Below are 13,753 nucleotides of genomic sequence, written 5' to 3'. Positions count from 1 at the left end.
ACGCCCCTCAGATAGCGGCGAGACTAGCGTGTATGGATTGCAGTGTTGCGACAGGGTCGGCGCTTTGGGTTATCGGGCGACCTATCACCAGATAGTCGGCACCGGCCTCCAAGGCCGCTTCGGGTGTCATCACCCGACTCTGGTCCCCGGCAGCGCTGCCCAAGGGGCGGATACCGGGTGTCACCAGCTTGAAATCGTTACCGCAGAGCTTCTTCAACACAAAGGCTTCCTGGGCCGAGCAGACCACCCCGTCCAGATCACACTCCAGCGCCAGGCGAGCCAGCAGGGGTACCTGCACGGCGGGTTCGGGCATACCCATCTCCGCCAGGTCCGCACCATCCATGCTGGTCAGTACCGTCACCGCAATCAGCAGCGGACGATTGGGCTCGCCATCGAGCGCATCACGGGCGGCCAGCATCATCTTGCGGCCACCCGAGGCATGCACATTCACCATCCAGACGCCCAGCCTGGCCGCCACCTTGACGGCTTGGGCGACCGTGTTGGGGATGTCGTGGAATTTCAGGTCCAGGAACACCTCATAGCCGCGGCCCACCAACTGTTCCACCAGCGCAGGGCCGGCGGCAGTGAACAACTCCTTACCCACCTTGAGCCGGCAGAGCGCGGGATTCACCTTGTCGGCAAAGGCCAGTGCAGCAGCGGCATCATGGAAATCCAGGGCAACAATGATCTTGGGATCGTGAACGGTCATGGCGGGTTCTCAATGGTAAAGGGATGGCACGATCAGGAACGGGTCTGGCCACGGGCCGGCAGGAAGCGCTCCCAGTCATTGCAGGCCGGGCAGCGCCAGAAATACTGGCGCGCCTTGAAGCCGCAGGAGGCACAGTGGTACATGCTGAGCCCACGCGTTGATTCCTGGGTCAGCCGCAGCATGGTATCGAGCTCGGCCTGTCGCTCTGGCGGCGCAGCCTTGGCCTGGGCCTCCAGCAGCTTGAGCAGGCCCGTCATATTGGGATTGCGCCGCAATTCCTCACGCAGCCATTCATAAGCTGCCAGCTCCGATTCCTGGGCGGCAATGCGCTCCACGACCACGTCCAGCATATCCAGCTCGGGATAGGTGGAGAGAAAGCCCTTGAGCAAGGCGGTGCCCTCTTCGGACTTGGCCAGCTTGTCATAGGCATCCAGCAATTTGCGCGCAGCAAAGGGCAGGAAGCGATGGTCCTGCGACTCTATCTTGAGCCAGGCATCGATGGCGGCTTCATACTGCCCCTCGTTGGCTGCCAGCTCGCCCAGCAACAGATTGGCCCGCACACACTTGCGATGCTCGGCCAGCGCCTGCTGCAGAAACTGCCTGGCCTCCTGCGGCTGCGACCGTGTCATGGCCGCTGTGGCCAACTCGCAATAGAACTCGGCAATTTCGTGCTGGTAGGTGTGGCTGGTATCGCGCAACTGTTGCGCGGTCTCAATCGCCTTGTGCCACTCTTTCTCCTGCTGGTAGATATCCAGCAGGTGGCGCCGGGCCGCACGGGCAAATTCGGTGTCATCGAGCTTGCCAAACAGCTCCTCCGCCCGGTCGAACAGGCCGGCCTTCATGAAATCCAGCGCCAGCTCGAATGTGGCGGACTGTTTGTCGAACAGCTTGAGCTCAGGCCGCGCCAGCAGCTTCTGGTGCATCCTTATGGCGCGCTCGATTTCACCTTTCTTGCGAAACAGATGGCCCAGGGCAAACTGCAGCTCTATGGTCTCGCTATGGTTGCGCGCCAAATCAACAAACACATCGACAGCCTTGTCGGTGCGCTCATTCAGCAAATGGTTGAGGCCCTCGAAGTATTGCCGTGGCAGCAGTTTTGAATCGGACAGAATATGCCGTATGTCGACGCGTGCCGCCAGCCAACCCAGGCCGAAACACAACGGGAAAAGTATCAGCCACCAGGCTTCGAATTCCACAGGTAATTCCTTGTTATTGTTTTACTCAGATCACCGCATCTAGCGGCACCGAAGGCTCCACCCGGTCTGCCGGCTCAGTCACTGCGGGTACGCCGCTCTCTTTGTGCTGCTTAAGCTGCTGTAGTTCACGCTTGAGCCGCGCCACCTGCAGCAACATGGCTAGCACGCCTGCCAGCGCACCCAGTACAAAGGCGCCAAACAGCACCAGCGCCAACGGTGCTTGCCACTGCATGTCCAGCAGCCCATGCAAGGTCACCATGGCCATATTCTTGATGGCAAAGGCAAACAGGAACAAAAACAGGGCAATCTTGATGAACCAGGCGAGATAGCGCACGGACAGCTCCTTGGAATAGACCGTCATTTTAGCCGAGGTCGCCAGGGAAGCGGGCATGCCATCGGTTTTACTTGCTTGGGCCTGCACAAAAGAAAAACGCGACGTCTTGCGACGTCGCGTTTTCTTACTGGATGCAAGTCCGATGGAACAGCCAGGCTTTATGCCTCCTGGCCGTCCACTCGCTCGCGCAGCTCTTTACCGGCCTTGAAATGGGGCACGTACTTCTCCGGCACCGCGACTTTCGTCCCGGATTTCGGATTGCGCCCCACACGTGGCGGCCGGTAGTTCAGGTCAAAGCTGCCGAACCCCCGAATTTCGATACGTTGACCACTGGCCAGACTGCTGGCCATGGCATCAAGTATCGTCTTCACGGCCAGTTCGGCGTCCTTCGCCACGAGCTGCGGGTAACGCTCCGCCAGCTTGGCGATCAGCTCGGACTTGGTCATGGGGCTACCGGACGACATCGCCGATTACTCTTGGTTGCCCGAGAGCTTGGCCTTCAGCAGTGCACCCAGGCTGGTCGTGCCAGCGTTGCCAGCCGATTCACCAGCCAGCTTGGTCATGGCGCTGGAGTCATCCGACTGATCCTTGGCCTTGATCGACAGGTTGATCGAGCGGTTCTTGCGATCAACGTTGATGATCATGGCTTCGACTTCGTCGCCTTCCTTCAGCACGGTACCGATGTTCTCAACGCGGTCGCGCGAGACTTCGGTAGCACGCAGGTAGCCTTCAACTTCTTCGGACAGGGCAACAACGGCACCCTTGGCGTCCAGCGACTTGACGATACCCTTGACGATAGCGCCCTTGTCGTTGGTCGACACGAAGTTGTTGAACGGATCGCCTTCCATTTGCTTGATGCCCATGGAGATGCGCTCGCGCTCGACGTCAATGGACAGCACGATGGCTTCCACTTCGTCGCCCTTCTTGTAGTTGCGAACAGCTTCTTCGCCTGGCAGGTTCCAGGACAGGTCGGACAGGTGAACCAGGCCATCGATGCCGCCTGGCAGACCAATGAACACACCGAAGTCGGTAATCGACTTGATGGCGCCCTTGATCTTGTCGCCCTTCTTGTAGGAAGCCTGGAAATCGTCCCAGGGGTTGGCCATGCACTGCTTCATGCCCAGGCTGATACGACGACGGTCTTCGTCGATCTCCAGAATCATCACTTCGACTTCATCGCCCAGTTGGACGACCTTGGTCGGGTGGATGTTCTTGTTGGTCCAGTCCATTTCGGACACGTGGACCAGACCTTCGATACCTTGTTCGATTTCAACGAAGGCGCCGTAGTCGGTGATGTTGGTAACCTTACCGAACAGGCGGGTGCTCTGCGGGTAGCGGCGAGCCAGGCCCACCCACGGATCTTCGCCGAGCTGCTTGAGGCCCAGGGAAACGCGGTTCTTCTCTTGGTCGAACTTGAGCACCTTGGCGGTAACTTCGTCACCGACGGTGAGCACTTCGCTCGGATGCTTGACACGGCGCCAGGCCAGATCGGTGATGTGCAGCAGGCCATCGATACCGCCCAAGTCCACGAACGCACCGTAGTCGGTGATGTTCTTGACGATACCCTTGACGGTAGCGCCTTCGGACAGGGTGGACAGCAGCTTTTCGCGCTCTTCGCCCATGGTCTCTTCCAGCACGGCACGGCGCGACACAACCACGTTGTTGCGCTTGCGGTCCAGCTTGATAACCTTGAACTCGATGTCCTTGCCTTCGAAAGGCGTGGTGTCCTTGATCGGACGGATGTCGACCAGCGAACCCGGCAGGAAGGCGCGGATGCCGTTGATCATGACGGTCAGACCACCCTTGACCTTGCCCGAAATCAGACCGGTCTTGATGACGCCTTGCTCCAGCGCTTCTTCCAGGTCTATCCAGGCGGCCAGGCGCTTGGCCTTGTCGCGCGACAGCTTGGTCTCGCCGAAACCGTTTTCAACGCTGTCGATGGCAACTTGCACGAAGTCGCCAACCTTGACGTCAACCACGCCTTGGTCGTTCTTGAATTCATTGATGTCGATCAGCGACTCGGACTTCAGGCCGGCGTTGACGATCACCACCTTGTCTTCGACGGCAACCACTTCAGCAGTGATTACTTCGCCGGTGCGCATCTCTTGGCGCGCCAGGCTTTCCTCGAAGAGGGCGGCAAAACTTTCCATGGAAGAAACTTCGGTAGTCATTTCAGATTTATCCAGATAGCCCACGTGTACTGCCTGTGGGGTCAAGTTGTGAAACGCCGGACCTGCCTTGCGCAAGTACCGGCACCTTTGCTGCCGCAGCGACCTGGTATCGCTACGACAGTTTGCCCGCGTATTCGGGCGAAACCGCCTGCCACCAATCAAGCACAGCCTTGACGGCCTGCTCTATGGATAGTTGCGTTGTATCCAGCAAATGCGCATCAGGCAATTGCTGCAACGGCGCTACGCTGCGGGCGCGATCACGCGCATCCCGCTGCTCTATGTCCTGCAAAATCTGCAAGATGTTAACCGATTCCCCTTTTGCAATCAACTGCTTATAGCGTCGACTGGCGCGTTCTTCTGCACTGGCGGTCAAAAACACCTTCAATGTGGCCTCGGGGAACACCGCTGAACCCATATCCCGACCGTCGGCTACCAGCCCTGGCGCACGGGCAAAGTCACGTTGCCGCTGCAGCAAGGCCGCCCGTACCGTGGGCAATACCGCCACCTTGGAGGCCGCCTCACCCACGGCCTCGGCGCGTATCAACTCCGTGGCATCCTCGCCATCCAGCAAGATCATGCCCTCCAGAAAACTCACATCCAGTGCCGCAGCGACCGCCGTTACCTGCTGGGCATCATCCAGTTGCAGGCCTCGCTGCAATACCGCCAGCGCGGTGAGCCTATACAGCGCGCCACTGTCCAGATAGTGCCAACCCAGTGCCGCCGCCACGCGCGCGGCGACCGTACCTTTGCCCGAAGCAGATGGGCCATCGATGGCAATGACAGGGATAGGGCGCATGTCGGGTCTTCCGGATTGATTGGAACAAGTTGCTGGGCGCGTGTCACTTGGCGCGGTGGCGGATTTTCTACGCGCAGGCGCGGCCTGTCGAGCCTAACTACGGCACAGCCGAGCAACGACTGCGGCACATCAGTCACATAGGGTAAAAATATATTTATTGCAGCATCCTGCTTTCACCACTGACTTATCCACAAGCACCTATTCTTGTTATGACAGGCGAGAAACCAAGGGCTACCACGGCCTACTGGTAGGCTAATATTCCAACATCATGAAACCAGCAGCATCAATGCTATGCGGGCATATCAGCAGGTTCGAATAGTCTTGTTGTGCGCAGCAGGCAAGCCTGTTCCAATGCGGGCCTGAAACAACATTGCCTACTAGGGCAAGAAGGGTTGGGGCATGAGCAAGATACTGGTCACCGGCGGCGCAGGCTTCATCGGCTCACACACGGTTGAGAACCTGCTCTCGCAGGGCCATGCGGTACGCGTACTGGACGACCTCAGTACCGGCCGGCCCGATAACCTGCCAGACCATCCCCAACTGGAAATGCTGATAGGTGATATCCGCAACCCCCAGGCAGTCATGCATGCCATGCAGGGTGTTGATCGCGTTCTGCACCTGGCAGCGCAGGTCTCGGTGCAAGCCTCGGTCGATGCACCGCCCACCTCGGCCGAACGCAATCTCACCGGCTTTATCAATGTGCTGGATGCCGCACGCCAGGCGGGCGTCCAACGCTTTGTCTATGCCTCCTCGGCGGCTGTCTATGGTCAACCCATCACGCTACCGCTCAGCGAGGGCTCGGCTGTCCACCCCGCCTCGCCCTATGGCCTCGAAAAACTGATCAATGATCAGTATGCCAAGCTCTACGCCGAACTCTACGGCATGTCCTGCCTGGGCTTGCGCTACTTCAATGTGTTTGGACCACGCCAGGATCCGCGCTCGCCCTACGCAGGCGTACTGTCCAAGTTCAAGGAGCGAATCGAGCAGCAAGCCACCCTGCTGGTCTTTGGCGATGGCGAGCAAACCCGCGACTTCATCTATGTCGGCGATGTGGCCGAAGCCAACCGGCGTGCCCTGTTCGCCGATCAGACCGGGGTATTGAATGTGGCCACGGGCCAAAGCCGTACCCTCAACCAGGTCATCGCCAGCTTCGGGCAGGTGGTCGGCAAGCAGCTCGATGTCAGCCATCAACCCGCACGTTCAGGCGACATCGTCCACTCTGCCGCACACAACAGCGCCTTGCTGGCGGCGCTTGGGCATTTTGACTTTGTCACCCTGGAACAAGGCCTGGCCAAGTTGCTGGCCGGCTAAGCGACCTATGCTGCAAAAATTCTGCCGTACCCTGATCGCTGCGCTGTTGGCCTGCCTGGCCACGGCCAGTGGCAAGCCGGCTGTCGCTTTCTTCTATGGCGCTCAGCCCCCAATGAATGAGCTGCGCGCCTTCGACTGGGTAGTGCTGGAGCCCGACCACTTCAAGGCCGCGCCGGCAGCCAGCCCCGAAACCGACTGGTTCGCCTATGTCAGCGTCGGCGAAGTGGAGGCGCGCCGCAGCTATGCCGGCAAGATCCCCTCGGCCTGGCTCCCTAGCAGCAACCCCGCCTGGGGTGGCAAGATCATTGACCAGAGCCAGCCCGAATGGCCTGCCTTCTTTGTCGAGCAGATCATCACCCCCTTGTGGCAGCAGGGCTGGCGGCACTTCTTTCTCGACACCCTGGATTCCTGGCAGCTGCTGGCCAGTACACCGGCAGAGCAGGCCGCCCAGCAGGCTGGCCTGATACGTACGCTCAAGGCCCTGAAAGCCAGATATCCAGAAGCCAAGCTGCTGTTCAATCGTGGTTTCGAGGTGCTGCCGGAAGTACACGGGCTTGCAGCCGGCGTGGCATTTGAATCGCTGGAGGCCCGCTGGCAGCCCGCCAATCGCCAATACAGCAAGGTACCGGAAGCCGACCGCGCTTGGCTGTTGCAACAGATCAAGCCGATACAGGAGCAATGGAAGCTGCCCGTCATTGCCATCGACTACGTACCCGCAGGCGATAGGCAACAGGCCCGCGAAGTGGCTGCCCGCATCCGCGCACACGGGCTTATTCCCTGGGTAGCCACACCTGAACTCGACATACTGGGCGTGGGCCAGGTTGAAGTGCAGCCACGGCGTGTGCTGGTGCTGTATGACAGCGCCCAGTACGACAACCTGATGGAGTCCGACCACGTTCGTTTTCTCGCCACCCCGCTCAACTACCTGGGGCTGGTGCCTGAATATGTGGATGTACAGCAGCCGCTGCCCAGCATCGCCCTGGCAGGACGCTACGCCGGCATAGTCAGCTGGCTGAATGGCGACTTGCCCAGCCGTGCCGGCGATATCAAGCGCCTGTTTGATCGTGCCCGCAACGAAGGCGTGCCGCTGGCCATCCTGTCGCGCTTTGGCTTTAACGATCCGGGCTGGATGGCGCAGCGCGGTATCAGCGTACGTGAAGGCAATGCCACCGAAGCCGTGCGCATCACCAGGCAGCACACCGCCGTCGGCTTTGAGCACAAGCCCTACCCCCAGCGCGACAACTTCGAGCCCATGAAGCTGAACCAGGGCGAGGCCTGGCTTAGCCTGGCCAGTGGCGATCTACAGCAGGACCCGGTAGGCATCACGCCCTGGGGCGGCTATGCACTTGGGCCCTATGTCGTGGAACTGGCGCCGGGTGATGAAACCGACACCTATTGGGTGATACAACCGCTGGAATTCCTGAAGACCGCCTTGCAACTGCCGGCCATGCCCATTGCCGATACCACCACTGAGAATGGCCGACGGTTATGGTTGACCCATATCGATGGCGATGGTTTTCCCAGCCTGGCCGAGATACCGGGCTCGCCCACCGCCGCCGAAGTCATGCGGCGCGACTTTATTGAGCGCTATCGGGTGCCCCACACCGTGTCGGTCATTGAAGGCGAGACCTCACCCAATGGACTCTGGAGCAGCATGGCCAAGTCGCTGGAAACGACTTCGCGCGCGATTTTTGCGCTACCCCATGTGGAAGTCGCCAGCCATACCTACAGCCACCCCTTCTTCTGGCAGGCGTTGACAGGCAAGCGCAAGGTGGAAGGCAGCCTCTATGGCATGAACCTGCAGCTGAAGGACTACAAATTCAGCGTAGATCGCGAGATTTCCGGTTCGGCCGCTTATATCAACAGCCGCCTGGCGCCACCTGGCAAGCAGGTCAAGGTCTTGCTGTGGAGTGGTGACTGCGACCCCGATGGCGAGACCGTTGCCGCGACTTACAAGGCCGGTCTGCGCAATATGAATGCAGGCGATACCACCATCACACGCGCCCACCCGTCCTGGACCCGTATCTCATCGCTGGGGCTGGACAAGGGCGGCGGCAATTTCCAGATTTTCGCGCCCAACCAGAACGAGAACATCTACACCAACGATTGGAAAGGCCCCTATTGGGGTTTCCGTCGGGTGATAGAAACCTTTGAGTTGACCGACAAGCCCTATCGCTTCAAGCCCATCAATATCTACTACCACACCTACTCTGCCAGCCGTAAGGCCAGCATAGAAGCCCTGCACCAGGTCTACCGCTATGCCCTGAGCCAGGAAACCCTGCCGCTCTACGCATCGGCCTATATAGACCGCGTCATCGGCTTCAATCAGGTCGTGGTGGCCAAGACCGACAGCGGCTGGCGCATACGCAACCAAGGGGCGCTGCGTACTGTACGGCTGCCCGAGAGCGCCACACCTGATTTCGCCACCAGCCAGGGCATCGCCGGCTGGCGGCCGCAACCGCAAGGCCGTTACCTGCACCTGAGCGGCCAGCAATCTGCCGACATCGTAGTCGCAGCCGAAGCCGCTAAACGCCCCTATCTGGTCGAAGCCAATGCCCACCTCGCCACCTGGCAGCCACGCGCCGATGGCGTGCGCTTCAAGCTCGAGGGCGGCGTGCCACTGCAATGGAGCCTTGCCCATGACACCCACTGCACCCTCAGCCAGGCAGGCCGCCCTATCAAGCCCCTAAGCCGCACTGCCGCTGGCACCCAATACAAACTGGCCGAACAGGTTGCCGATCTTGATCTTGCCTGCAGTCCCTAACGTACTCCCCGCCAACTGCCTCACCCGGAGCGTGCTGTGAAAAAAGCAGGCGCCCCGGCTGGGCTATTGGATGAGCGCAAGCAGCTGCCACGGCAGCGGCTGTTTCCGCCTACCACGGTGCTGGCCCTGGCAGCCGGCGCCACAGCGGCCCTGGCGCTGATTTTCCCCAAGGGACGAGAGCTATCCGAGATCGCCGCGCAAGCCCGCACAGACGCCCTCTCCCTGCAATACCTGCGCAACCTGGTACGCGCCAGCCCCGGCGACATTGAGCTGCAGCTGATCCTGGCCGAACAGGAGATGGTACTGGGCAACTTCAGCGTGGCACGCAGCATCGCAGAGAGCCTGCGTGAGCGTCATGAGGCGGAATGGCAGCAGCGCATTGATCTGCTGCTGCTCAAGGTAGCCCAGCGCGACCGTGCACTGGGACGGCATACCGCCTCGCACTACCGCGTGCTGGAACGCGAAATCCAGATACTGGTCATCCGCCTGATTGAGCACGGCCCCGTAGACCGCCAGTTGCTGGAGCTACTCAAACCCGAACTGATGCGCCCACTTACCGGTGGCAGCTTGCTGGATAAATTGCAGCAACACCTTGCCCGGCAAAATCAGCTGCGTGCCGACGAGCTCGAAGAGCTTGCCGCCCTCTCGCTCAGCCAGGGCAGCTACCGCGCGGCCTCTGGCTTCCGCATGCAGGCACTCAAGCGTAGCGGCTCTCAGACCGAACGCCGTCGCCTGTTCCTGGCAGCCGTGCGCGATCTGCAAAGTGGTGGGCTGTATGACCGTGCGGGCGAACTGCTGGCAGAGCCGCCGACCAACCTGGGTGAGCAAGGCAGCTTTTGGGCCGAGTTGGCCAAGGTCAGCCTGGCTGTCGGCAAGCCTGCCCTGGCCGAGCGGTATATGAAGCGCGCGCTCAAGATGGCCATGCAGCAATACCTGCAACAGTATCAGGGCTCGCTAGCCGGGCTGGGCGAGCCCGCCTACCCTGGCAGCTTCATGCTGGTCGCCAACACCTCCGCCACCAGCGAACCCTTGTTTCCCCCACTCAATGGCAAGCCGCCGGCCCTCCCCTTCGATGAAGACCTGTACCGGCTCGGCTACGATGTTTTCCTGGCCAATCGTAACGTCAATGATGCCTACTTACTGGCTCAGGCCGCTGTCCGCGCCCGGCCCGAGGACATGGCCTGGCGCCGCCGGCTGGCGCAGGTGGCCCGTTGGGTCAGCCGGCCGGACGAAGCGTTGGAGCACTGGCTGGCTGCGGCCAAGCTGGGTGATGCCACCGCCTGGGCGCAAGTGGAGGAACTGACCCCCCTGACCCAGGACGAAGACCTGCGTGTCGCCGCCCTGCAGGCCATGATCAAGGGCGGTCGCGGTACCGAGCTGAGGCTGGAGGAGCTGATCAACTCCTACGATGCCCAGGGTAAGCCGGAATCGGCCATTGCCTTTCTCGACCAGCTCTATCGTGAAAAGCGCGAGGCGCGTTTTCTGCTCAGATTGGCCGACTTCCAGCAGCACATTGGCGACCGTCCTGCCGAGGCCGCCACCCTGCAGCGCCTGGCGGCCGATCAAGGCATGACACCCGCGCTGGCTTTGCGTCTGGCCAAGACCCAGATTGCCCTGCGCCAGATGGAACAGGCGTTCGCCACCCTGCGCGATAGCGACAAGCAAGGCGCCAGCGATGCCTATTGGCAGCTGTTTGCCGAACTGGCCAACCTGCTGCAGAAGGAAGACGACGCCCGCGCCGCCTACAAGCGACTTATCGCCGCAGAGAAACCCACCCAACGCGATCTGGCGGCCTACTACTACCTTACCTGGCGGCAAGAGCCAGCCGAAGCCGCAAGGGCGGCAGAACTGGCCTGGCTGCACTACAGCGATGCCCAGTTGTTCATGGCCCTGCTCAATCTGGAAGCTGCCGCGCTACGCTGGCAGACCCTGGCCCAGCGGCTGGACGCCATGACGCCGGCTCAGCGCCAGCTGTTCAGCCAGAACGCCCAGTTCTATGCCTTGTCGGCCCAGGTCAGGCTGCAAAACGGCCAGCCCGAGCGCGCCCTGCTCAATAGCAAGACCGCCCTCAGCCTTGCCCCTGGTGACAATGACATCCGTAGCGGCTTGATCTGGCTGTTGCTGGATATGCGGCAGTATGACGAACTGCAGGGCTACGCCCATGCCTGGCGCAATGAGGCCATGCGAGGCGGTGCCATGGCGCAGGCGGTGGGTAGCGCCTTCCTGCAACTGGGTCAACCCAGGATTGCCCGCGCCATCTTCCGGGCAGAGCTGCAGCGCATGCGTCGCAACCGCACCGAACCCAGCCGCAACTGGTTGGAAACCTATGCCGATGCACAGGAGCAATCCGGCTATCCCCAACTTGCCCGCGCCATCCATCGCTACCTGTGGCAGCAACTGCTGCAAGAGGCGCGCAAGCACCCCAATCGCTTTGTCCAGGTGCCGCAAAACCTGATCGACGCTGCACGCCTTGCACTGAGCGAAACCACGGGCGACCGTCAGACACCCTTCCTGCGACTGCTGCTGGCCGCCCCCAGCAACCAGCAGGGCGATACCCTGGCGCGTGCTGAACTGCTGGCCAGCTGGCTCAACAGCCGCGACCAGCCGCTGTCAGCACGTTACTTCCTGCTGCGCCGCAAGGCACAAAGGCTGGCCACGCCCGATTACCTGCGTCTCAATACCGCGCTGGCCAACGAAGACACCGCCGAGCTCGCACGCCTGCTGGGCCGTGGTGGCGTACCGGGTGGCGAAGGTGGCGCCGGTGCCGCCATGCCCATCTACGATCGCATCTACGGCGCCCGCATGCTGGATGATCACGGCCGTGAGCTGGGCTGGGCTGCCGAGGGCCTGCGCTACCGTGACCGCGACCCCATCCTGCACCAGTTGCTGACCGAGGCCTACTTCCCCGATGCCCACCAGGTGGCTGGCGGCATTGAAGCTAGCGAACGGGGCGTGCTGCAAACCGTTGCCTGGATAGGCAAGACGCAGTTGTCGCTCAACCGCCACCACAGCCTTAGCACCTTGAGCGAAGACCGTAAGCAACAAGTGCAGGACGGTACGCTCATCAATGTACCGCCGCATGATCGCAGCGCCAGCCTGGGTTGGCGCTATCAAGGCGAAAAACTGGATCTCGCCATCGAAGGCGGCCGGCGCTATGGCTTCGATACCTTCTATACCGGCAAGCTGGAGACCGGCTGGCAGGTCGATGGCCATCTGGGCCTGCGTGCCGGGGCGCACTATGGCCAAGCCACCAGTGATGCCGCAACCCTGATCGTGGCGGGCAAACGCGATGGCGGTAGCCTGGGGCTGGACTGGAAGATAGGCCGCCGCGAATACCTGCGGCTGGATTACGGCGATTGGCGTTACCGCGCCCAGCGGGGCGAGTATTTCGGTTCCGGCAAGGTGCTGGAAGCCGAGCTGGGCCATCGCTTCAGGCTGGATGAGCCCGACATCAACCTGCGGCTCACCGCCAGCCGGGGGCGCTACAAGGCAGACGGCGAAGTGCCCCTGCGCTATCTCTACCTGCTGCCAGGCGCCGTGGCCGATTTCAGCGAGACCGGTGACCCGCGCCCCTATCTCGCCTCCTTCATGCCGCAATCCAGCACCCAGTATGGCCTAGCCTTCGGCTACAACGAGACCGGCCGCGAGCCCTATCGGCAGGCATGGGCGCCCCATGCCACCCTGGCCCTATCCCACAACACGGTCTCGGGCAGCGGCTACGATGTGCGTATCGGTATGGGCGGCAGCCTGTTCGGCGCCCTGCCGGGCGGGGTAGACAGGCTGCGGCTGGAACTGGTGCAGGCCAGCGGTACCCGTAGCCAACCCAATGAGCAAACCCGCAGTGTGGTGGTCAGCTGGCAATACTGGTTCGACAAACTGCCCCGCTGAGACAATAGATCAAGCGACCCAACGGCCTACAAGCGATGAGGAAACAAACATGAAACGCACCGTGCAAACCCTGCTCACCCTGGCAGCCACCGTATGGCTGGGTGCTTGCGCCACGCTGGACAGCAGCCGGGCGCCGCAATGGCAGCCCGATGCCAAATGGGCGCTGCTGCCCATGGCCAACCACAGCGATACGCCCCAGGCCGGCCTGGCCGCCGAATCCATCGTATTCGCCTTGATGCAGGCACAGGGCCTGCAACAAGTGGCACGCTACCCGGCCGAGCTCAATCCCGAAGCGCTGTTTGAAACAGCAGACCGCAAGAGCCAGACAGCGGCGCTGGATTGGGCCAAGCAGGCCGGCGTGCGTTACGCGGTGCAGGGCAGCGTGGAGGAATGGCGCTACAAGGTCGGCGTCGATGGCGAACCCGCCGTCGGCATCAGCCTCAACATCATCGATGTCACCAGCGGCAATGTGGTGTGGAGCGGTGTGGCCGGCAAGAGTGGCTGGAGCCGCTCGTCCATCGCCGTCACCGCCCAGAAGCTGATCGACGATCTGCTTGACGACGCCGACCTGCCCAGCCGCTGAC

10 protein-coding genes are annotated in these 13,753 nt (G+C 61.5%); 4 read left to right on the top strand and 6 right to left on the bottom strand.

Going from position 1 to position 13,753, the window contains the following annotated elements; genetic code table 11:
* Positions 1 to 7: 7 nt before the first annotated feature.
* The 6 genes from pyrF to cmk all read right to left on the bottom strand — a co-directional run bounded on the left by pyrF (position 8) and on the right by cmk (position 5,206).
* On the bottom strand, positions 8 to 709 hold the full coding sequence (pyrF, locus tag V7714_RS00300; RefSeq protein ID WP_290332391.1) for an orotidine-5'-phosphate decarboxylase: 702 nt from the start codon (positions 707 to 709) through the stop codon (positions 8 to 10).
* A 32-nt stretch (positions 710 to 741) separates the two neighbouring features.
* Positions 742 to 1,905, bottom strand: coding sequence for a lipopolysaccharide assembly protein LapB (gene lapB, locus V7714_RS00295; protein WP_335387241.1), 1,164 nt, complete (start codon positions 1,903 to 1,905; stop codon positions 742 to 744).
* A 25-nt stretch (positions 1,906 to 1,930) separates the two neighbouring features.
* Complete coding sequence (locus V7714_RS00290; protein ID WP_335387240.1) at positions 1,931 to 2,296, bottom strand: LapA family protein; 366 nt, start codon at positions 2,294 to 2,296, stop codon at positions 1,931 to 1,933.
* Positions 2,297 to 2,397: 101 nt separating this feature from the next.
* Positions 2,398 to 2,685 (bottom strand): integration host factor subunit beta, encoded by a 288-nt coding sequence (locus V7714_RS00285; RefSeq protein WP_284196855.1) that lies wholly within the window; start codon positions 2,683 to 2,685, stop codon positions 2,398 to 2,400.
* A 24-nt stretch (positions 2,686 to 2,709) separates the two neighbouring features.
* Entirely contained in the window at positions 2,710 to 4,410 is a 1,701-nt protein-coding gene (gene rpsA, locus V7714_RS00280) for a 30S ribosomal protein S1 (protein WP_284196856.1), read from the bottom strand.
* A 112-nt stretch (positions 4,411 to 4,522) separates the two neighbouring features.
* Complete coding sequence (gene cmk / locus V7714_RS00275; RefSeq protein WP_335387239.1) at positions 4,523 to 5,206, bottom strand: (d)CMP kinase; 684 nt, start codon at positions 5,204 to 5,206, stop codon at positions 4,523 to 4,525.
* A gap of 399 nt (positions 5,207 to 5,605) precedes the next feature.
* On the opposite strand from cmk, the gene V7714_RS00270 reads away from it, so the two are divergent.
* From V7714_RS00270 to V7714_RS00255, 4 genes are read left to right on the top strand one after another with little or no spacing between them, the layout of a single operon-like run.
* The gene (locus V7714_RS00270; RefSeq protein ID WP_335387238.1) at positions 5,606 to 6,517 is read left to right on the top strand and encodes an NAD-dependent epimerase/dehydratase family protein; all 912 of its coding nucleotides are present in this window, start codon (positions 5,606 to 5,608) and stop codon (positions 6,515 to 6,517) included.
* Positions 6,518 to 6,524: 7 nt separating this feature from the next.
* On the top strand, positions 6,525 to 9,281 hold the full coding sequence (locus V7714_RS00265) for a bifunctional glycoside hydrolase 114/ polysaccharide deacetylase family protein (protein WP_335387237.1): 2,757 nt from the start codon (positions 6,525 to 6,527) through the stop codon (positions 9,279 to 9,281).
* A 36-nt stretch (positions 9,282 to 9,317) separates the two neighbouring features.
* Positions 9,318 to 13,169: a tetratricopeptide repeat protein gene (locus V7714_RS00260; protein WP_335387236.1), complete on the top strand. Its 3,852-nt coding sequence runs from the start codon at positions 9,318 to 9,320 to the stop codon at positions 13,167 to 13,169.
* 49 nt (positions 13,170 to 13,218) lie between these two features.
* Entirely contained in the window at positions 13,219 to 13,752 is a 534-nt protein-coding gene (locus V7714_RS00255) for a hypothetical protein (RefSeq protein WP_335387235.1), read from the top strand.
* Position 13,753: the final 1 nt, after the last annotated feature.

The organism is Chitinimonas sp. JJ19 (genome assembly GCF_036961565.1).
Lineage (GTDB): Bacteria > Pseudomonadota > Gammaproteobacteria > Burkholderiales > Chitinimonadaceae > Chitinimonas.
This window is presented reverse-complemented; position numbering and strand designations above follow the sequence as displayed.

Bases quoted from the DNA above. Each gene is read 5' to 3' on its own strand.
- pyrF (WP_290332391.1), bottom strand. From the start codon at position 709: ATGACCGTTCACGATCCCAAGATCATTGTTGCCCTGGATTTCCATGAT.
- V7714_RS00290 (WP_335387240.1), bottom strand. From the start codon at position 2,296: ATGCCCGCTTCCCTGGCGACCTCGGCTAAAATGACGGTCTATTCCAAG.
- V7714_RS00285 (WP_284196855.1), bottom strand. From the start codon at position 2,685: ATGACCAAGTCCGAGCTGATCGCCAAGCTGGCGGAGCGTTACCCGCAG.
- rpsA (WP_284196856.1), bottom strand. From the start codon at position 4,410: ATGACTACCGAAGTTTCTTCCATGGAAAGTTTTGCCGCCCTCTTCGAG.
- cmk (WP_335387239.1), bottom strand. From the start codon at position 5,206: ATGCGCCCTATCCCTGTCATTGCCATCGATGGCCCATCTGCTTCGGGC.
- V7714_RS00270 (WP_335387238.1), top strand. From the start codon at position 5,606: ATGAGCAAGATACTGGTCACCGGCGGCGCAGGCTTCATCGGCTCACAC.
- V7714_RS00265 (WP_335387237.1), top strand. From the start codon at position 6,525: ATGCTGCAAAAATTCTGCCGTACCCTGATCGCTGCGCTGTTGGCCTGC.
- V7714_RS00255 (WP_335387235.1), top strand. From the start codon at position 13,219: ATGAAACGCACCGTGCAAACCCTGCTCACCCTGGCAGCCACCGTATGG.